General features: G+C 65.7%; 19 protein-coding genes. 10 read left to right on the top strand and 9 right to left on the bottom strand.

The genetic code is table 11. The features are described 5' to 3' along the window. Positions 1 to 203 precede the first annotated feature (203 nt). Together FNV92_RS06250 and FNV92_RS06240 are read left to right on the top strand one after the other, a co-directional pair. Positions 204 to 1319: an ATP-dependent DNA helicase gene (locus tag FNV92_RS06250; RefSeq protein ID WP_168213330.1), complete on the top strand. Its 1116-nt coding sequence runs from the start codon at positions 204 to 206 to the stop codon at positions 1317 to 1319. Positions 1320 to 1423: 104 nt separating this feature from the next. Next, positions 1424 to 2806, top strand: a complete 1383-nt coding sequence (locus FNV92_RS06240; protein ID WP_143846080.1) for a twin-arginine translocation signal domain-containing protein — start codon at positions 1424 to 1426, stop codon at positions 2804 to 2806. Positions 2807 to 2842: 36 nt separating this feature from the next. On the opposite strand, the gene FNV92_RS06235 is transcribed toward FNV92_RS06240, so the two are convergent. Continuing rightward, positions 2843 to 4531, bottom strand: coding sequence for a caspase family protein (locus tag FNV92_RS06235; protein WP_143841685.1), 1689 nt, complete (start codon positions 4529 to 4531; stop codon positions 2843 to 2845). 242 nt (positions 4532 to 4773) lie between these two features. On the opposite strand from FNV92_RS06235, the gene msrA reads away from it, so the two are divergent. From msrA to FNV92_RS06215, 4 genes are all read left to right on the top strand, one after another. Next, positions 4774 to 5478, top strand: coding sequence for a peptide-methionine (S)-S-oxide reductase MsrA (gene msrA / locus FNV92_RS06230; RefSeq protein ID WP_014439896.1), 705 nt, complete (start codon positions 4774 to 4776; stop codon positions 5476 to 5478). A gap of 24 nt (positions 5479 to 5502) precedes the next feature. Then, the gene (gene msrB / locus FNV92_RS06225) at positions 5503 to 5922 is read left to right on the top strand and encodes a peptide-methionine (R)-S-oxide reductase MsrB (protein WP_143841686.1); all 420 of its coding nucleotides are present in this window, start codon (positions 5503 to 5505) and stop codon (positions 5920 to 5922) included. Positions 5923 to 6029: 107 nt separating this feature from the next. After that, a complete protein-coding gene (locus tag FNV92_RS06220) occupies positions 6030 to 6194 on the top strand; it encodes a DUF3309 family protein (RefSeq protein ID WP_070099426.1) in 165 nt (54 codons plus the stop codon). Between the two features lie 204 nt (positions 6195 to 6398). Then, entirely contained in the window at positions 6399 to 6695 is a 297-nt protein-coding gene (locus FNV92_RS06215) for a hypothetical protein (RefSeq protein ID WP_014439893.1), read from the top strand. Positions 6696 to 6815: 120 nt separating this feature from the next. On the opposite strand, the gene FNV92_RS06210 is transcribed toward FNV92_RS06215, so the two are convergent. Then, positions 6816 to 7373, bottom strand: coding sequence for a DUF4112 domain-containing protein (locus FNV92_RS06210; RefSeq protein ID WP_143841688.1), 558 nt, complete (start codon positions 7371 to 7373; stop codon positions 6816 to 6818). A gap of 60 nt (positions 7374 to 7433) precedes the next feature. Next, positions 7434 to 7859, bottom strand: coding sequence for a DUF5413 family protein (locus tag FNV92_RS06205; RefSeq protein ID WP_143841689.1), 426 nt, complete (start codon positions 7857 to 7859; stop codon positions 7434 to 7436). Positions 7860 to 8022: 163 nt separating this feature from the next. On the opposite strand from FNV92_RS06205, the gene FNV92_RS06200 reads away from it, so the two are divergent. Then, positions 8023 to 8268: a hypothetical protein gene (locus FNV92_RS06200; protein ID WP_168213762.1), complete on the top strand. Its 246-nt coding sequence runs from the start codon at positions 8023 to 8025 to the stop codon at positions 8266 to 8268. A 264-nt stretch (positions 8269 to 8532) separates the two neighbouring features. Continuing rightward, on the top strand, positions 8533 to 8808 hold the full coding sequence (locus tag FNV92_RS06195; RefSeq protein ID WP_244623761.1) for a hypothetical protein: 276 nt from the start codon (positions 8533 to 8535) through the stop codon (positions 8806 to 8808). A 126-nt stretch (positions 8809 to 8934) separates the two neighbouring features. Here FNV92_RS06195 and FNV92_RS06190 read toward each other — a convergent pair whose 3' ends face one another. The 6 genes from FNV92_RS06190 to FNV92_RS06165 form a co-directional block, all read right to left on the bottom strand. Further along, positions 8935 to 10557, bottom strand: a complete 1623-nt coding sequence (locus FNV92_RS06190) for a hypothetical protein (protein WP_143841691.1) — start codon at positions 10555 to 10557, stop codon at positions 8935 to 8937. Between the two features lie 37 nt (positions 10558 to 10594). Then, a complete protein-coding gene (locus tag FNV92_RS06185) occupies positions 10595 to 11887 on the bottom strand; it encodes an adenylosuccinate synthase (protein ID WP_143841692.1) in 1293 nt (430 codons plus the stop codon). A 252-nt stretch (positions 11888 to 12139) separates the two neighbouring features. Further along, positions 12140 to 12823: an ABC transporter ATP-binding protein gene (locus FNV92_RS06180; protein ID WP_143841693.1), complete on the bottom strand. Its 684-nt coding sequence runs from the start codon at positions 12821 to 12823 to the stop codon at positions 12140 to 12142. Beyond that, positions 12816 to 14042, bottom strand: coding sequence for an ABC transporter permease (locus FNV92_RS06175; RefSeq protein ID WP_014439885.1), 1227 nt, complete (start codon positions 14040 to 14042; stop codon positions 12816 to 12818). Before FNV92_RS06175 ends, FNV92_RS06180 begins: the two co-directional genes overlap by 8 nt. Then, on the bottom strand, positions 14039 to 15304 hold the full coding sequence (locus FNV92_RS06170; protein WP_168213331.1) for an efflux RND transporter periplasmic adaptor subunit: 1266 nt from the start codon (positions 15302 to 15304) through the stop codon (positions 14039 to 14041). The genes FNV92_RS06175 and FNV92_RS06170 overlap by 4 nt, the downstream gene beginning before the upstream one ends. 150 nt (positions 15305 to 15454) lie before the next feature. Continuing rightward, entirely contained in the window at positions 15455 to 15973 is a 519-nt protein-coding gene (locus FNV92_RS06165; RefSeq protein WP_143841695.1) for a Spy/CpxP family protein refolding chaperone, read from the bottom strand. A gap of 188 nt (positions 15974 to 16161) precedes the next feature. Between FNV92_RS06165 and mgtA the strand changes: the two genes are divergently transcribed. Together mgtA and FNV92_RS06155 are read left to right on the top strand one after the other, a co-directional pair. Further along, positions 16162 to 18663: a magnesium-translocating P-type ATPase gene (gene mgtA, locus FNV92_RS06160; protein WP_143841696.1), complete on the top strand. Its 2502-nt coding sequence runs from the start codon at positions 16162 to 16164 to the stop codon at positions 18661 to 18663. A gap of 162 nt (positions 18664 to 18825) precedes the next feature. After that, positions 18826 to 19758, top strand: a complete 933-nt coding sequence (locus tag FNV92_RS06155) for a DMT family transporter (protein WP_143841697.1) — start codon at positions 18826 to 18828, stop codon at positions 19756 to 19758. Positions 19759 to 19792: the final 34 nt, after the last annotated feature.

The raw sequence follows: 19792 nt of genomic DNA, 5'->3' as shown, positions 1-19792 counted from the left end.
GGGCCTGTCCCGGCCATCCACGCCTAGCTGCGCGGCACGAAGGACGTGGATGCCTGGACGAGCCCGGGCATGACGACTTCTTGCGAGAGTCCACATGGGAGTGGCGGCCGGCAATAGCGGGGCGGCCCCGCTTGAACCGGCGGGGCGAATGGTTAGTTTGAGGGGTGGCGAATCGCGTCGTTTCGCTCTCCCTCAAAGCAGACATGGCCACATTCACTCCGCATCAGGATGCCGCGCTCAAAGCCGTCGGCGACTGGCTCAAGGCAAAACCCGGCCGGGGCGGCACGCCGCCGGTGTTCCGGCTGTTCGGCTTTGCCGGCACCGGCAAGACCACGCTGGCGCGGCACATCGCCGACGGCGTCGACGGCGAGGTGAAGTTCGCCGCCTTCACCGGCAAGGCCGCCCTGGTGATGCGCAACAAGGGCTGCGACGAGGCCTCCACCATCCACTCGCTGATCTACCGCGCCCGTGAATCCGGCGAGGAGCAGCCGAGCTTCGAGCTGTGGGACGACGCGCCGGCCTCCAAGGCCAAGCTGATCGTGATCGACGAATGCTCGATGGTCGACGCGGAACTGGGCCGCGACCTGATGTCGTTCGACTGCCCACTGCTGGTGCTCGGCGATCCCGCGCAGCTGCCGCCGATCCAGGGCGGCGGCTTCTTCACCAACACTGAGCCCGACGCGATGCTGACCGAGGTACACCGCCAGGCGCAGGACGACCCGATCGTGCGGATGTCGATGGACGTGCGCGAAGGCCGCGAGCTCGACATCGGCCGTTACGGCGAGAGCGAGGTGGTGTCGCGCAAGGAGCTCGATCCTGACCGCGTCATGGGCGCCGACCAGGTCCTGGTCGGCCGCAACAACACGAGGCGCGCCTACAACATGCGGGTGCGCCAGCGCCAGAACATCGAGGACGTTTTTCCGGTCGCCGGCGACAAGCTGGTGTGCCTGCGCAACAACCGCAAGAAGGGCCTGTTCAACGGCGGCCTTTGGCGCGTGAAATCGCGCAACACCTCGCGCTCGAAATCGCGCATCCTCAGCATGCGGCTGTCGCCGGACGAGGATTTCGGCCACAAGGTGACGAAGGTCTCGGTGCGCGCCGATTGCTTCGAGGGCGGCGTCGAACAGATCGCCTGGGAGCAGCGCAAGCCCTATGACGAGTTCGATTACGGCTACGTGCTGACCGTGCACAAGTCGCAAGGCTCGCAATGGGACGACGTCGTGCTGTTCGACGAGAGCTTTGCGTTCCAGGAGAGCCGGGCACGGTGGCTGTACACGGGCATCACGCGCGCGGCGAAAAGGCTCTCCATCGTCGTCTGACTTTAGGCAAGATGGCCAGCATTCCGCGGACCGCGCACAGCCTTGCATTCATCAGGCGCTAGGGTTTGACGTGCTATCGGCACGCAGCCGACGGAGCAGACAGGATGAATACGCGCACGCCAAGACCTGATTACCTCAGCGCGAGACTTGGGCGCGTTGACATCGGCCGTCGGGGCTTCCTGAAGTTCGCGGGTGCTGCAACCGGCTCATTCGCGCTTTCGATGGCAGTGCAGAGCCCTGCCGTTGCGATACCGGCCGGAAGCTCGCATGCCGATTTGGGCGGACCGGTGCGCGTCTCCAAGGAGCGGCTCAACGCGCTGGCTGCGAAGTTCTACGCGGTTTTCAACGAGCGCAGCATATTGGCCGCGAACCTCCCGGAGAATCATTCCGCGCGTTTCGACGTCGAGTTGAGACGCATCACCACCTTTACGCGCGTCCCGGAAACGGGAGAGAGGGTCAAGGTCAGCGGACTCCTCGCCGTCCCCGCGGGCAAGCGCGGCTCACTGCCGGTCATATCGTGGCAGCACGGCACGATCCTTTCATTCGACCAGGTCCCTTCGAACCTGACGCGGCTTGAATCCGCCAGCTACGAGCTGCGCGACAATGTCGATTCGATCGAGACGCTGTTCAACATCCAGCGCTTCGCGGGAAACGGCTACGCCGTCATCGCCGCGGACTACCTCGGCAAGGGGCCCTATCGGAACGGCCGCAGCGAAGCCTACGCAGTGAAGGACGCAACCGTCCAATGCTGCCTCGACGTCCTGAGCGCCGGCCTGCTGGAGCTCGGAAAACTAGGCCTGCGCAAATCGTCCCTGTTCTTGAACGGCTGGTCGCAGGGAGCCCTCAACACGCAATGGCTCAAGCAGGAAACGCAACGGCGCGGAATCAAGGTGACGGCGAGCGCGACCCAAAGTCCGTTCAACAATCTGCCCGAAAGCTTTCACTACTGGGTGGCTCCCAAGTCCTACATTCCGTCCACGGATACCGCCTATCCGATGCCGCCGGCCTGGATCACGCCATGCCTCATCGTCCTGCTCGGCAGCTACCGGCGATATTATGGATTGAGCAAACTGTTCGATGCGGCGATCAAACCGCAATACCGCGCGTTTGCCGAAAAATACTGGTCCGACTACAGCCTCGATGGGGAGATCGCGAAAACCATTCCGCCAGCTTCCGACTTCCTGGTAGACGGATTCTTCGATCGTTTCACCGATGAGCCTAACAGCAAGCTGCTGCGTCGCCTCGGCGCAAACAGCGCGACTTTTTGGGACTACGATTCGCCCGTCAGGTTCTACTACGGACTGGCCGATGAGGCCTTGTACCCCAGCCTGGTCAAGATGGCGCCCGCCTCGGGCGGGCAACTTGCGGACGGCGTCCCCGTCAACGGCGCGAGCCACCGCGGGACGTTCCTGGCGAGCCTCTATGGCGACAGCACCGTTCTGAACGGACAGTCCACGGTCTTCGACTGGTTCAATTCGCTGCTCTGAACGACGCCGGTGCCGCGTGGTGCCCACGCGTCACGGTCACTTCCCCGCGACAAAATAAAAATCCTCACGTCCCGGCGGTGAGCCGTACGTGAACGGCTGCTGCTCGTGCTTGGTGGCGGACCAGACGTCGTCGCGGATGATGTCGAACAGTTTCCGGATCTCGACCTTCGGCACCCTGATCTCGCGGGCGAGCGCGGTGGAGAACGGGCTGTCGGCGCCGCCGTCGCCGTCCATCGCGGTCTCGCCATGCTTGGCGGCGTAGACCACCATGAAACCGGCGCCGGGCTCGATGTTGGAAAAACCCTTGTCGACCAGCTTCAGCGACAGCGTGCGCCGCATGGTCGGCGCGAACGGGTTGTCGCGGCAGGCGTCCAGAATCACCAGCCGCACTTTTCGCGCGGCACCGACCGCGGCGATGACCTGCTCCAGCGCCACCGCCTGGGTCTCGGCGTCCCGGTCGGCGGCCAGCTTGGCATCAACAGGGACGAGGTAGTTGACCCCGCCGATCTCGAAGCCATGGCCGGCGTAATAGACCACGGCCCAGTCGGCCTTTTCCGCTTCGGCGGCGAACGTCTGCAGCGCCTCGAAGAACTTGTCGCGGGTCAGGTCGCTCGCCGATATCACCGTCTGGAAACCGACATCGCGCAGCGCCCCTGCGATCAATTTCGAATCGCGCGGCGGATTGGGCAAGGCGTGGACGTTCTTGTAGGCGCCGTTGCCGATCACCAGCGCGACGCGGCGCCCGGTGGGCGCCCCCCCAGGGGTTTGCGGCGTCAGCGCGGCGAGCCGCTCCTGCGCGATGGCACGGGCGCGCGCGACCTCGACGTCGTCGAAATTCGTCAGTGAATAGGCCGCGGCGCGGTAGTCGGCGCGCGCCTGGGCGACATCCTTGCGGCGTTCGTAGATCTGGCCGCGGCCGGAATGAGCACGGACATTGTTCGGATTGATCTTGAGGGCCGTCATATAGTCCTTCAGCGCGGCGTCGAAGTTGCCCTTCATCATGTTGACGTCGGCGCGATTGTTGAATCCGAAGACGTTTTTCGGCTCCTTTTCGATCAGGCCGTTGCAGTCCGCAAAGGCCGCGTCGAACCTGCCCATCAAGCCGTAAGTAATGCAGCGGTTGCCGGTGAGCTGGGGCGCGGTCGGATCGATCTTCTCGGCCTCCGCGAAGTCGGCGATTGCGCCGTCATAATCCTTCATCAAGGTGCGTACGCGGGCCCGATTGGTCCAGCCCAGCAGGAACTTGGGCGCGTAGCTGATCGACAGGTCGAAATCGTCAAGCGCACTTTGCAGTGCGCCCCTGCGCAGTTGAATGAGGCCGCGGTTGTTGTAGGGAACGCCGTAGGTCGGGCGCTTCTGGAGCGCGAGGTTGTAGTCGGCCATCGCAAGGTCGTCCTTGCCCGAGCGCTGATAGGCGAGGCCGCGCAGGTTGAGCGTAACGACATTGTCGGGATCGAGGTCGACGGCCATGGACAGGGTTTCGATCGCGTGCACGAGGTCGCGCTTGTTGATCAGCGTGTTGCCGCGCACCGAGAGCGCGATCCCCTTGTCCTTGCCGTTGACACGGTCGGCATTGAGCAGGTTGTCGCAGGCCTGCGCGCGCGCCTGAATCTCGGCCTGGCGGTCGCGGCAGGTGGCAAGATCGTCGCCGGTTTGCGGCCCGGCCGCGGCGATCGCGGCGGATGACATCAGGACGGCAAGGGTCAGGGAAATGACGCGCAGCATGTTGTCAGGTCAGCTCCAGCCACCACATCTCTCAGTCGATCGTCGATCGCACGGGTTCATCTAGCGCGGAGTTCCCGGCGGAGCCAAACCGTCCGGCGCCTTTTTTCACAGACTCGTGTCCGTCCCGCCGTAACAATCGCGGCCTGCGCCCGTATCTCGGATGATGCGAAAACGCGGCCGGGCAGGCTGTTCGCCCGGCCACTGTCGCCCTAGACTGCCAGACATTCGAAAGAGGATCCGCCATGCGCCGACCTGCCCTTTTGTCCCTGCTCGCCGCCACCGCTGCCATGACGCTGGCCTTCGCCATGCCGTCCCGGGCCGCGGAGGACGCGGTCGTGATCCCCGCGCCCGCCATGGACGCGGCCCCCGCAACCGGAATCCAGACCGCCGTGATCGCCGGCGGCTGCTTCTGGGGCGTGCAGGGCGTGTTCCAGCACACCGCGGGCGTCGTCAACGCGGTCTCCGGCTATGCCGGCGGCACCAAGGCGACCGCCGACTACCAGACCGTCTCGAGCGGACGGACCGGCCATGCCGAGTCGGTCGAGATCAAGTACGACCCGAAGAAAATCTCCTACGGCAAGATTCTCCAGATCTACTTCTCGGTCGCGCACGACCCGACCCAGCTCAACCGCCAGGGCCCCGACAGCGGCACGCAATATCGCTCGGCAATCTTCACCACCTCCGACGAGCAGAAGAAGGTGGCCGAGGCCTATATCGCCCAGCTCAACGGCGCCAAGGTGTTCAGCAAGCCGATCGTGACCAAGGTCGGCGCGCTGGAGGCGTTCTACCCGGCCGAGGCCTATCACCAGGACTATCTGACCCTGCACCCGAACCAGCCCTATATCGCCTATAACGACATCCCGAAGGTCGAGAACCTCAAAAAGCTGTTCGCGGATAACTACATCGAGAAGCCGACGCTGGTCAGTGCCAGCAAGGCCACCAACTGACATCACCAAGCAAACGGGAGACCCATGCCCGACACCAAAACGAAGACCACCGACGACAAGGTCATCAAGAGCGAAGAGCAGTGGCGGCGCGAATTGTCGCCGATGCAGTACGCGGTGCTGCGCGAGAAGGCGACCGAGCGTCCCTTCTCCGGCGAATACGAGCATGACCACCGCGCCGGCACCTATGTGTGCGCCGGCTGCGGCAATGAGCTCTTCGAGTCCGACGCCAAGTTCGATTCCGGCTGCGGCTGGCCGAGCTTCACCCAGCCCGCCGTCGAGAGCCATATCGACGAGGAGCGCGATGCCAGCCACGGCATGATCCGCACCGAGGTGCTCTGCGCCAAGTGCAGCGGCCATCTCGGCCACGTCTTCCCCGACGGTCCGGGGCCGACCGGCCTGCGCTACTGCATCAACTCGGCGGCGCTGAAGCTCGAGCCCAAATAAGGTTGCGGGCCGCCGGGTTCCGGCATGGAACCCGGCGGCCCGATGTGCTTTTCTACCCTGGCGGTGCGGCCGATGAGCGCAGTCCGGCGGCCGCCAGGGAGGATGCCGTGACGCTTGGGACCATCCTGATCATCCTGGTGATCATCTACCTGGTCGGCGGCCTGTCCGGCCGGATCGGCGGCTATGGCTACGGCATGGGCCATTCCGGCATGGGGATCGGCGGCGTCGTGCTGGTGGTGCTGGTCGTGCTGCTGCTGCTCGGCAAGCTGTAAACCAACCAAGCTATTGAAATTGCTTGGTTTATAGCGCCTGCGGACCTGCCATGCGTGGATTCATCATCTCGCATCGCAGGGGTCGCATTTTTGTCAAAACGGCCTATATTAGAGGACGAAAATGACCTGTGCGGCGAGCCCATCCTCTGCCGCCCCAAACCCCACGCGCTTAAAGCCCCAGAGAAGATCACGAGGTCTTTGACCATGCGTCCACTGCGTCCGTTCAACTTCAACACTTCCGCCGAACTCTTCCCCGCTGCGATCCGCAAGAAGAAGCGTGCAGGCTTCACCTATCGCCGGTTCGGCACCGCAGCCGAAGCCGTGCAGTTTGCGATGGAGCAGTTGCCGACGGATTCGCTGAACGGCGCCTATCTCCAGGTCGAGGAAGCGCGCTTCGACCAGAACGGCATCCGTTCGCTGTATGAGAGCGAAGCGTTCCCGCTGGAGCGTCACCGCAAGCCCGAGCCGGTGGCCGCGGAGACCGACGCCGACGCGGCGTAGGCTTTTTCGCAAACATTCGATGTGTGCTGAAAGCGCGATGGCCCAAGGGCCGTCGCGCTTTTCGCGTTGTTGGGGACTCTCTCCCCCATCATTGCTTGCGAGCGCCGTCCACCGTCGCGCTTACATCCGCGGCTGCTTGTCGAGCCAGCGGCGCAGCAGGCGAACGTTGCGCATGTTGGCGCGGAACATGACGTCGAAGGCGTCGCCTGCGAACGGCACGATGCCGACGACGCCGTCGACCGCGACATTGCCGAGCATGCGCGCGGTGATGTACCAGGGCGCGCCCAGCGCGCGGGCCTCGCGCACCAGCCACAGCGAGATCGCGGTGGTGATGATGTCGCCGACCACGGGGATCAGTCCGATCAGCCCATCAATGCCGTAGCGGATGTTGGTGCCGGGCACGACGAAGGCGACGTCGAGCAGTTTTGCGATCGCCTCGATCCGCGCGATCCGCTGCTCCCGCGTCAGATTGCCGAACGGATTACCCTGCCCGAACTCAAAGCGAAATTCCCGAAACCCCTGCTCCAGCGTTTCGGAGCGGATCGCTTCGGGACGAACTTCCTGGCCGTCCTGGTCGATGATCGGCCCGCGCGCCGGGGGGCCGGAAAATGGCCCGCGCGAACGCTCGCCGGAACGGGATTTGCGCGGAGCGAGGATGTCGTCGTCGGACATGGTCATGGTCCCCAGAGAACGCGCCAGCGTGGCGGAAGTTGCTGCCCGCGCCCGAACGTCGCGTGCTCAGGTTGGCGCCGCCGCGGCTTGCGGCTCCTCGACATATCTATGCACGAGCCAGGACGAAATCACCGACGGCACGAACCCGACCAGGCCGTACAGGATGAACTGAACCGCGCCGGAATCCGGCCCGCGCGAGCTGTAGGTCAGCGAGGCCAGCACGAAGGCGAACAGGCCGACCAGGAGCATCCGCAGCAACGGGCCGATCCGCCTGACGTGGATCAGGATGTCGTCCACCGCGCCGATCATCAGCGACGGCAGAAAGCCGAACAGATAGCTGTATTGCAGGGTCTTGAAGAACACCGCGAACAGCTTGCCGACCTCGCCGAGATTGGTCTGGGCCCAATAGCCGGACTGGTAGGTCGTCGTCAGCAGCAGCAGGAACCCGCCCACGAACGGACCGACCAGCGCAAACACCAGATAGCGTTTCATCAGACACCCTCACACTTCGCCACATTTATAGCAGCGCGGCGGGAAGCTTGAATAGCGGGTTCCGTGGGGTCGCCTGGCCCTGCCCTTCGGGAACGTCTGGCAAATCGACGCGTTCGTTAGGGACTGCGAAATCTCACTTGTATCAGCACGATTGGACCCAATGATGCGTTGTACAGCCTTGCTTCTCGCGACGATCACGTTGACCACCGTTACCGGCCTTTCGACCGTTTCCACTTTCGCGCAAGGCCATATGGGTACCAAACAGGAGCAACAGGCCTGCTCGCGCGATGCGTCGCGGCTGTGCCGCAAGGACCTCGGCAATGACGGCGCCGTGCAGTCGTGCCTGATGGGCAACCGCGCCAAGCTCTCGAAGTCGTGCAGCAAGGTGTTTGCAAGCCACGGCATGTAAGGTTGTGATGTGAGCTGTCACGTCGTTGCGTGACGAACACGCAACAATTGCAAATTCCTTTGCGCCGCCCATTGCAGCTCTTTGACAATGACGCATACTTCGCTCGGGCGGCGCAGCACTTTTCGATTCGAACATCACGAGAGATCGAGCGACCACATGCGGGATCAGGTCCCGGCGTGAAGGCTGTGACATGCGGCAAATCAAGCCGCGTGCGGCGCCCCAAAACCAAGTGGTTCAATCCACGGAACTCGGGGACGCATTCGCATGACACGCTACCAGACCATCGCTTCGCTGTTCGCCTTCGCCACCACCGCGATCGTACTCCAGACATCGCCCGGCCTCGCCTTCTCGTCCGAAGCGCAGCAGATGTGCACGGGCGATGCGATGCGGCTGTGCTCGAGTGAGATTCCCAATATCCCCAGGATCAGGGCTTGCATGGTGCAGAAGAAGGCGGAGGTCAGCCCGGGCTGCCGCGCCGTGATGGACCGCGAGCATGCAGCCGCCACGGCATCGCGCAAGCGGGAAGCGGCGGCGCAGTAGGACGCATCCGCGACGTCATTCCGGGGCGCGCACTGCGCGAGCCCGGAATCCATTCTCCTACGTCACGTGCTGCACGATGGATTCTGGGCTCGACGCTACGCGTCGCCCCGGAATGACAGAGAGTGCCTAATCGCCCCACTGCGCGAAGGCGTCGTTGAAGGCGCGCTCACCGGGGGCGCCCTTCTCGATGGCGATGATGGCGCGGCGCTGGTTGGCGTAGACCAGGGGCACGTCGAACCAGGAACGCTCCTTCAGGAGCTGCACGTTGCGGGTGCGGTCGGCATCGACGTTGGAGAGGCCGACCAGGAAGAAGCCGTCGGTGACCTTCACTGCGAGGCCCGCGAGCGGCGTGCCGCGCGCCTGCTCGTTCGACTTCATCAGGATGCCCGGCACGTTGGAGACGCTGCCGCCCGGAAAGTCCGGCGGCAGGATGAAGGTCAGTTCCGCGGTATGGCTCGCCGGCAACGACGAGTCGGTGTTGCGGCGGAACGACATCGTCATCTTGAACTTGCGGTCGGGGATCTCGATGTCGGCGCGCACGGCGACGTCGGCCTTCTGGTTGCCCGACGCCTTGATCGGCTCGAGCCGCCACACAACCGAGCCGACATATTGCTTGCCCTTGGGATCGGACGGATCCTCGTCATAGAGCACGACCTTCTGCGCCACCGGCGCGACCGGCTGGTCGCTGGCCGAAGGCTGGCCGACGCGATCGGGAATCTTGGGCTTGCTCTGCGGCTGGCCGGGATCCTTCGGCGCCTCCACCACCTGGGTGGGCGAGGACTTGAACAGGCCGCTCACCATCTGCACCAGCGGCTTGCCCCAGAGGATGCCGGCGCCGACCAGGATCAGGACGATGCCGACGGCGATCGCGCTCTTGAACGGGAAGACCGAGCCGGTGCGCACGCGCTTCTTCTTGGTGTCGCGCTCGGGCGCGATGCGCGGACGCGGCGAGGGCTGCTGCGGCGCGTAGCGCTCGGCCTCCTCGATCGACTCGTCGTAGGAATAGGGCGCGTCCTGCTCACCGGCCCGGTTTTCCAGGCTCGGCTCCAGCCGGTCGAACTCCGGCGAGGGCGAGGGCACGTTGGCATAGGTGCGGCGCGCGGCCCGGTTGGCCTGCGCGGCGGCGCCGCCGAGATCGTTGACGTCGGCGGTGATGTCACGGAAACCGCGCACGCCCGGGGCCGGCGGCAGCGACGGGCCGACGTCCGGCGGACGGCGGCCGCCCTGACGATCGCGTCCGGATGGCGAAGCCGGCGGCGGCTCCGGCATCGGCGGCGGAGCGGACGGGCCCGGCTGGCGCGGAGCGTCAAAACGGGGAGCCCGCGGCGGACGCGGGGCGTCGCCCTGGTCGTCGACGTTGAAGGACGGCCGGTCGGCACGGGGCGGCGGTGGCGCCGGACGCGCGCGCGGCGGAGCAGCCGGCTGGGATGCGGGCGGGCCGCCCTCGGTGGCGCGGGTGCTGGCGCGGCGGAAGGCATCGCCGCTGCCGCTGCCGCCGCTGCGGGGGGCGCCGGGGCGCGAAGCCTCGCGGGCGCGCTGGGCAGCCTCTGACTCGACCTTGCGGACAGCCTCTTCCAGCGACAGCCGTTCGCGGGTGATCTCGGATTCGGAAAGCGGTGGCTGAACGCTGCGGAGCTGCGCGATCAGGGCCGTGCGCGCCCGCTCATAGAGCGCGCGACGGCTTTCGCCGGGAGCATTGGGGTCCAGGGCGGCAATAGCGCGGGCGATCAGCGGATAGTAATCAGCCATTTCAACTCAACTATATCCGCGGCCTGGTAAGAGATCGTTAAGCCTCAAACGGATTTTGCACCAGGATAGTATCCTCGCGTTCGGGGCTGGTGGAAAGCAGCGCGACCGGGCACCCCACCAATTCCTCGATGCGGCGGACATATTTAATGGCCTGGGCGGGCAGGTCGGCCCAGGACCGCGCACAGGCGGTCGGCTCCTTCCAGCCCTCGATGGTTTCCCAGATCGGCTCGACCCGGGCCTGCGCACCCTCGCCGGCCGGGAAATAATCGATCTCCTTGCCGTCGAGCTTGTAGCCGACGCAGACCTCGATCGACTCGAAGCCGTCGAGAATGTCGAGCTTGGTCAGCGCCAGCCCGTTGATGCCGCAGGTCCGGACCGCCTGGCGGACCAGCACGGCGTCGAACCAGCCGCAGCGGCGCGGACGGCCGGTGTTGGTGCCGAACTCGCGGCCGCGCTCGCCGATCTTGCGGCCGATCTCGTTGTCCTGCTCGGTCGGGAACGGGCCTTGGCCGACGCGGGTCGTGTAGGCCTTGCACAGGCCAAGCACATAGCCGACCGCGCCGGGGCCAAGGCCCGAGCCGGTCGCCGCCTGCGCCGCCACCGTGTTGGACGAGGTGACGTAAGGATAAGTGCCGTGATCGACGTCGAGCAGCGCGCCCTGCGCGCCCTCGAACAGCATGCGCTTGCCTTCACGGCGCTTGATGTCGAGCAGCCGCCATACCGTCTCGGCATAGGGCAGCAGCTCCGGCGCCAGCGCGGTCAATTCCTTCAGGATCACCTTGCCGTCGAACTCCGGCAGGTTGAGGCCGCGGCGCAATGCGTTGTGGTGCGCAAGGAGCCGGTCGATCTTGTGCGGCAAGGTGTCGAGATCAGCGAGATCCATCAGACGGATCGCGCGGCGGCCGACCTTGTCTTCATAGGCGGGCCCGATGCCGCGACGGGTGGTGCCGATCGCGGTTGCCGCGTTGGCCGATTCGCGATGCGCGTCCAGTTCCCGATGCAACGGCAGGATCAGGGTGACGTTCTCGGCGACGCGAAGATTCTCCGGCGAGACCGCAACGCCCTGCCCGCGCAGCTTGGCCACCTCGTCGAGGAAGGCCTGCGGGTCGAACACCACGCCGTTGCCGATCACCGACAGCTTGTTTTCGCGCAGCACGCCCGAGGGCAGCAGCGCGAGCTTGTAGGTCTTGCCGTTGATGACCAGCGTGTGGCCGGCGTTATGGCCGCCCTGGAAGCGAACGACGATGTCCGCCTGCTCCGACAACCAGTCGACGATCTTGCCCTTTCCTTCGTCGCCCCACTGGGCGCCGACGACGACAACATTGGCCATTCGCGGGTAATCCTTCGAAGAATTCTATGTAAGTGGCATGATCCAAACGGAAAACCGGGACCCACTTTTCCGGGATCATACCTGTGCCCAGCCCAATTCCCGGCCAAAGGCCGTTCGCACGCGAGGCGGTCCCACCGGATAAAGGAAGCAGCCTCTCTAGGCAAGCAAGAACGGGGCTTTTTTCGGGCCCAAAGCGCGATCCAAGCCTTTGATATCCCCTAAAAATCTGCCCCGTGGGCAGGCTCGATGGCCTCAAGCCCTGATGCGGCCGTCGACCACCTCGATGATACGGTCGCAGCGCCGCGCGAGGTCCATGTTGTGGGTCACCAGCAGAAAGCTCGTGCCGCTGTCGCGGTTCACCTGCCGCATCAGCTCGAACACGGCGTCGGCCGACTTGGTGTCGAGATTGCCGGTCGGCTCGTCGGCCAGCACGAGATCGGGATTCATCGCCAGCGCGCGCGCCACCGCCACCCGCTGCTGCTGACCGCCCGACATGTTGTTGGCGAGGTTGCCGGCGAATTTCTCCAGCCCGACCTGCCCCAGCAGATGGTTCGCCCGCGCCTCGATCTCCGCGCTGGGAAAGCCGCGATCAGCCAGCATCGGCATCATGACGTTCTCCCGCGCGGTGAAGGCCGAGATCAGGAGGTGATACTGGAAGATGAACCCGATGGTGTGGCCGCGCAGGCGGGTGATTTCGGCGTCGCCGAGCGCGGCGGTGTCCTGCCCCTTGATCAGCAGGCGGCCGGAGGTCGGCCGGTCCAGCAGGCCGACGATGTTGAGCAGCGTGCTCTTGCCCGAACCGGAGGGCCCGATCAGCGCCAGGAACTCGCCATGGTCGAGCTTGAGGTCGATGCCATGCAGCACCTCGGTTTCGGTCGGCAGGCCGACATTGTAGGCCTTGCACACGTTCTCGAGGCGGAGGATCTCGCTAGCCACGGATCGCCACCACCGGATCGAGCTTGGCGGCGCGGACCGCAGGCGCCATCGCGGCCAAGAGGCCGGTGACGGTGGCGAGCATGGCAGTGTAGACGAACAGGCTTCGCTCCAGGATCAACGGAAACAGTTCGGTGCCGTCGGCCTGGCGTGCCACCGAATGCCAATAGACCAGCGCGAACGCGCCCATCGCTGCCCCGAACAGCGAGCCGACGAAGCCAAGCAGGCCGCCCTGCACCAGGAACACGCGCAGGATCTGGCCGCGCGAGGTGCCCATCGCGCGCAGGATGCCGATGTCCTTCGAGCGCTGGATCACCGAGACGACCAGCACCGCTGCGATGCCGAACGCGACGGACAGGCCGACGAACAGACGGATCAACGTGTTGGTGTTCTGCTGGGCCTGCACCGCGGTGAAGAACTGTGCATTGGTCTTGATCCAGCTGTCGGCCTCGACCACGTTGGCGGCCTGGATGCGCTGGGCGATCTCTTCGGCCGCGTAGATGTCACGGACCGTGATGTCGATGGTGGTGATGCCGCCGATCATGCCGAGCAGCGACTGCGCGGTGCGCAGCGCGGCGTAGCAGACGCGCTGGTTGACGCTCTTGTTGCCGAGATCGACGAGACCGGAGACCGTAAGCACGCGCGTTGCGCCCGAGGCCGCGCGGACGTTGAGCTTGTCGCCGACAGTGGCTCCCAGATCCTTCGCCAGTTCGACGCCGATGATGATGTCCTCGCTGGTCAGGCGCGCCTCGCCCGCGACGATATAATCCGGCACCTTGACGATCTTGAAGTAGGAGTCCGGCTCGACGCCCGACAGATTCACCGAGCGGCTCGCGTCGCCGCGCACCGCGAGCACCGAGCCGAGGATCGTCGGCGACACCGCGACCACCTCGGGCATCGCCTGCATCTGGGTCCTGATCTTCGGCCATTGATCGATCGAGATCACCCGCTGGCTCGGACGCTGCACCACTGCGTCCTCGATCTCGCCCGCGCCGTGGCGCAGCGGACGCGCGACCTGATCTGGCGCGAGCAGCTGGATCTGCGGCTGCGAGGTCAGCACGCGCTTGATGAAGTTCGCCTGGAGCCCCGCGAGCATCGCCGACATGAAGACGATGACGGCGACACCGATCGAGATGCCGCCGATGATGAAGATGGTCTGCAGCCGGCCCTCGCGCAGGAAGCGCACGGCCATGGTCCATTCGAACGGCAGCCAGCGGTTCATTGCAGCACCGGCCGCACGCGCTGGCCGGTCAGAACGCCCGAGCTCTGCGGAATCGCGACGTCGCCGGCGGCAAGGCCGTCGGTGATTTCGATATGACTGTTGCCGCGCAGGCCGATCTTCACCGGCCGCTGCGTGGCGCGACCGTCCTTGATGCCGAGCACCCAGGGGGTGCCGGACAGGACATCGTGCACGGAGCGCAACGGCAGGACCAACGCATCGTCCCGCGCGGCGATTTCGATATCGACCGAGACGGTCATGTCCTGGCGCAAATAGTCCGGCGGATCGGCGACCGTCAGTTTCACCTCGACGGACGCGCGTGAGATGTCGACGCCAGGGTTGACGTAGGTGATGACGGCAGGAAAGCGCCGATCCGGATAGGCGTCCGCCGAGGCGATCGCCTTCTGCCCGAGCGCGATCTTGCCGAGATTGCGCTCGTCGATCTGCAGCACGAGCTGAACGTCGCCAGCCGGCGCCAGCACGAGCAGCGCCTTGCCGGGCTGCACCACCGTGCCGCGCTCGACGCTGCGCGTGATGAGAACGCCGTCGCGGGGCGCGGCGATCGTGGCATAACCGAGCCGGGACTCCGCCGTATCGAGATTGGCGCGCGCCTGGTTGGCCTGGGTCTGCGCCATCACGTAGTCGCTGCCGCCGCTGCTCGCCGTATAGACCTGGAACTCGGCCGAGCGCTTCGCCGCACGCGCGACATCGAGCGTCTTCTGCGCCTCGTCGAGCGCCGCGCGCGTCGCATAGCCGTTGCGTTCGAGCTGCGCGGTGCGGTCGTAGGTCTGCTGCGCGTTGAGCAAGGTCGCATTGGCCTGCGTCAGCGCTTCCCTCGCCGAGGGAAGCGTCAATTCCTCGAGCTGCCTGATGCGGGCCTCGGCCTGCGCCACCGCGCCCTGCGCCTGCACCACGGCCGCTTTCAATTCGCGCGCCTCCAGCGAGATCAGCGGCTGGCCCTTGGTGACCTTTTCGCCCTGCTGGACCAGCACCTCCTGCACCGTGCCGGTGATCTGGCTGCCGATCTCGACCCGGTAAGGCGTCTCGACATGGCCGCTCGCAACCACGGTCTCGACCAGGCGACCGCTCTTGACCTGATCGACCACGATGGCGGGTCCGAGGATGACTCGCACGCCCTGCCAGAGCCCCAACGCCAACAGGGCCACGACGGCCAGGATGAACCATTTGTGACTGAGAAATCCCGTCCACAAAGCCGCCAGGGGAGACCGGCTCTTGTTCGGCAGGATCATTGCTTGCTCGACCATGACAACGCCACGCGGATCGCGCCAAATCCGGCGACGCGACCGTCTCTTTGCTGATTTCGATGATCCGGCCGCTCGAACGGCGTGGACGACCGCAGACTAATCCGGACGCAACGGACCGGATTGCGATAGGTCAACCGCGGCTTGCTGCGCTCACCAATTGTCGCGCCAGCGCCAGAAACCGTGGCCCTGACCTGGACCCTGGGTCGAATCCAGCTTGGCCTTCTGCTCATCGGTCAAGGTCGCGTAGAACGCCTCCAATGCGGGCCGCATGGTCTTGATCGCCTGCAGCATCGTGTCCATGCGCTTCTCCATCGCCTCGGCGCGCCCGACGATGGTCTTGGGCACGTCGGCCACGCAGGCGCTGCGCATGGTCTCGCTCGACTTCACGGCTGCCGCCTTGAACTCGTCGAACTTGGCGCGCTGCGCATCGGTCAGCTTGATCTTGTCCACCAGCCGGTCGGCGCGCCATTCGGCGAAACCCGCCATTCCGGGATTGCACATCGCGCCGAAGCCATGGCGGCCCATCATGCCTCCCATCATCCCGGAGCCCATCATGCCGGGTCCCATGAAGGCACCGCCGCCGGCGGGCTGAGCCGTCGCGGCCGTGAACTGTGCCGAGGCAATCAATGCGATGGATACGGCCAGTGCGACCCGGATGCTTGCAACCATGACGCCGCTCCTTCTTCATGCAGGCCTCGACAGGCTAGCCCGCCGGCCGGTGGAGCAATTGACATGGCTCAATTTCCGATCGCCGAATTGATGGATGAGATGAGAGTGTGCCGTCATCGGCTTCGACTGCCTGTCACATTCGATCGTCCCTGACCGTGTCCCTCGCATGAAAATTCCCGGAGCTGGCTGTGGCCGATGATCCGACGCACGCCGCCCGAGACAGCTTCTGGCGTTTTTCACCCGACGATCTCGGCACCCAGCTCGGTTGCGGGCTGCAAGGCCTGACCGCGAGCGAGGCCGCCGAACGCCTCGACCGCTTCGGAGCCAACAGCGACGCGCCGCCGCGCATCGAGGGCGCCATGCGCGCGATCCTGCGCCGGCTGCTCGAGCCGCTGTCGCTGATCCTGCTGGTGGCCGGCATCGTCTCGATGCTCACCGGCGACGAGATCGGCGGGCTCATCATCGTCCTGATCCTGACGCTCTCGATCGGGCTGGACACCATCCAGGAGGGCCATGCGATCCGCGCCGCGGAAATCCTCCGCCGCTCGGTCGCGCTCAAGGCCGAGGTCAGGCGCGACGGCGCCTTCCGCGAGATCGACGTCGATCACGTCGTACCCGGCGACGTCCTGCGCGTCCGCTCCGGCGACATCATTCCTGCGGATGGGCTGATCCTGGAGAGCACGGCCTTCACCGCGGGCGAAGCAGCGCTCACCGGCGAGCCGTATCCGGTGCAGAAGCACGCCGGCGCGGTCACCGAGCCTAACGATACATCGAATGCGCTGTTCCGCGGCGCCGTGGCACAGACCGGCGAGGCCATCGCGCTCGTGGTCAGGACCGGCCGCGACACCGTATTCGGAGCGGCGGCGTCCGCGCTTGCCGAAGCGCAGACACCCTCGCCGTTTGAACGCGACCTGCGAGAATTCGGCCTCGTGATCGCGCGCGCCACGTTGGCGCTGGTGCTGGTCGTGCTCACCGTCCGCGTCGTGTTCGGCCGCCCGGTGATGGACTCGCTGCTGTTCTCGGTCGCGCTCGCAGTCGGGCTGACCCCGGAGCTGCTGCCGATGATTACGACGGTGACGCTGTCGCGCGGCGCATTACGCATGGCCCGCCGCAAGGTGATCGTGAAGCGGCTCGCCGCGATCCACGACCTCGGCGCCATGACCGTCCTGTGCACGGACAAGACGGGCACGCTGACCTCGGCCGAGATCACGCTGGCAAAAAGCCTCGACGCTGCGGGCAAGGACAATATGCGGGCCGCGCAGCTCGGCGCCATCGCGGCGACGCTCGGCGGCGATCGCGGCTCGCTCGATGCGGCGCTGGTTGCCGGCCAGTCCAATGCCGCGCAGGGCTGGACGCTAGTGGGCCGGCAGGCGTTCGACTTTTCGCGGCGACTGGGATCGGTGCTCGCGACCGGTCCCGAAGGCGCGCTGCTCATCGTCAAGGGCGCGCCCGAAGCCGTGCTCGCATTGTGCACAATGGACGAGAGCGCGCGCGCCGCCGCAATGACGCGCGTGCATCAGCTCGCGGCAGAGGGCCTGCGCTGCATCGCCCTCGCTTCGCGCCCCTGGACCGGCGCAACGCGCGAGGTCGAAACCGAGGACGAGACCGATCTCGTCTTCGAGGGTCTTTGCGCCTTTGCCGACCCGCCGAAGCCGACGGCCGCGGCCGCCATCGCCCGGCTCGCGGCGAGCGGCGTGGCACTGAAGATCCTTTCGGGCGACGATCCCGTGGTGGTGAAGCGGCTCGCGGGCCTGGTCGGCCTCAACCCCGAGCGCGTGCTGTCGGGCGCCGACATTGCCGAGCTCAGCGACGAGGCGCTCGCCGTGCAGGTGCGCTCCGTCGACGCCTTCGGCCGGCTCGCGCCGGACCAGAAATCGCGCATCGTGAAGGCGCTGCAGGCGGGCGGCGAGGTGGTCGGCTTCCTCGGCGACGGCATCAACGACGCGCCGGCCCTGAAAGTCGCCGATGTCGGCCTGTCGGTCGACGGTGCAACCGGCGTGGCGCAGGCGGCCGCCGACATGATCCTGCTCGCCTCGGATCTCGAAGTCGTCGCCGACGGCGTCGAGGAAGGCCGGCGCACCTTCGCGAACATCCTGAAATATGTGCGCATGGGCGCAAGCTCGAATTTCGGCAACATGCTGTCGATGGCGATCGCCTCCATCGCGCTGCCGTTCCTGCCGATGCTGCCGACGCAAATCCTGCTTAACAATCTGCTCTACGACCTCTCCGAGCTCGGCATTCCCTTCGACCGCGTCTCAAAGCGGGCCACGGCGCAGCCGCAGGTGTGGAGCATGAGGCGGCTGGCACGCTTCGCCGCGATCATGGGGCCGCTGTCGTCGGTGTTCGACTTCCTGACCTTTGGCGCCCTGCTCTACCTGTTCAAGGCCTCACCGGAGGAATTCCGCACCGCCTGGTTCATCGAATCCATGGCGACCCAGATCCTGGTCATTTTCATCATCCGAACTAATGGGCGGCCGTGGCGCAACTGGCCGGATCCGTTGCTGTCGGCTTCCTCCCTGGTCGCCCTGCTGGTCGCGATGGTGGTGCCGTTCACGCCGGTCGGTGCCTGGTTCGGCTTCGTCACGCCGCCTCCGCTCATGATGGCCGGCATCGCGCTTCTGGTCGTCGTCTATCTCGCCTGCGCGGAGCTGCTGAAGCCGTTTGCGATCCGCACCGGACGAAAGGATTGAACGCGGTTCCTGCCGCATCGCACTGCGCATGGTCGCGATGCGCCTCGCACCATTGATATCGGGCGCTTTTCCGTGTCTTTGAGCGGGGCCGGGCGATCAGCCGGCCCGGATCGCCCCGGGCCGGGGTCTCGGCGCTATCGACGCGGGACCATAACAATCACAATGTCCGCCACCGGCCAGACCACGAGCACCGAAACATCCGGCCATAGCTGGATCGCCAACCAGCCTTATCTGCTGCTCAGCATCACCGCGCTGTGCTGGGCCGGCAACGCCATTGTCGGGCGACTCGCCGCCGGCCACATCCCGCCGGTGACGCTGTCGTTCCTGCGCTGGACCTTCGCCTTTCTGCTGGTGCTGCCGTTCGCCTGGAAGCACCTCGCCCGGGACTGGCCCGCGATCCGCAGCAGGCTCGGCCTCATGATCGTGCTGTCGATCACCGGCATCGGCGCCTTCAACACGCTGCAATACTGGGCGCTGGAACATACGCAGGCGCTCAACACGCTGCTGCTGCAATCGGCCGCGCCGCTGGTCGTGGCGCTGTGGTCGCTGGCCATCCTCGGCATCAGGCTCACCGCGGCGCAGGCGTTCGGCGTGGGGCTGTCGATGTGCGGCGTGCTGACCATCCTGCTGCATGGCGATTTCACCACGCTGTCGAACATCGCGTTCAACAAGGGCGACGTCATCTTCATCGCCGCGCTGATCATCTTCGCGCTGTATTCGGTGCTGACCCTGAAGCGGCCGCCGATGCACGGCCTGTCGTTCCTCGCTTTCACCTTCGGCGCCGGCGCCGCCTGCCTCATCCCGCTCGAGATCTGGGAATTGTCCGCGCGCCCGCTGATGAAGCTCGACGGGCCGAACCTGCTGACGCTGTTCTACGTCGCCGTCTTCCCCTCGACGCTCGCCTATCTCTGCTTCAATCGCGGCGTGCGCCTGATCGGCGCCAACCGCGCGGCGCCGTTCTTCCACGTCGTGCCGGTGTTCGGCTCGATCATGGCGATGGCGTTTCTGGGCGAACACCCGCAGGCGTTCCATTTCATCGGCTTCGCGCTGGTGCTGTCGGGCGTGGCCGTGGCGTCAAGGAAGCAGGCGAGCTAGGCACGCTTCAATTCAAGCACGCAGATGAGCGTTC

It is taken from the genome of Bradyrhizobium cosmicum (genome assembly GCF_007290395.2).
Lineage (GTDB): Bacteria > Pseudomonadota > Alphaproteobacteria > Rhizobiales > Xanthobacteraceae > Bradyrhizobium > Bradyrhizobium cosmicum.
The sequence above is the reverse complement of the archived record's forward strand: the minus strand, read 5'-3'. Positions and strand labels throughout refer to the sequence as shown.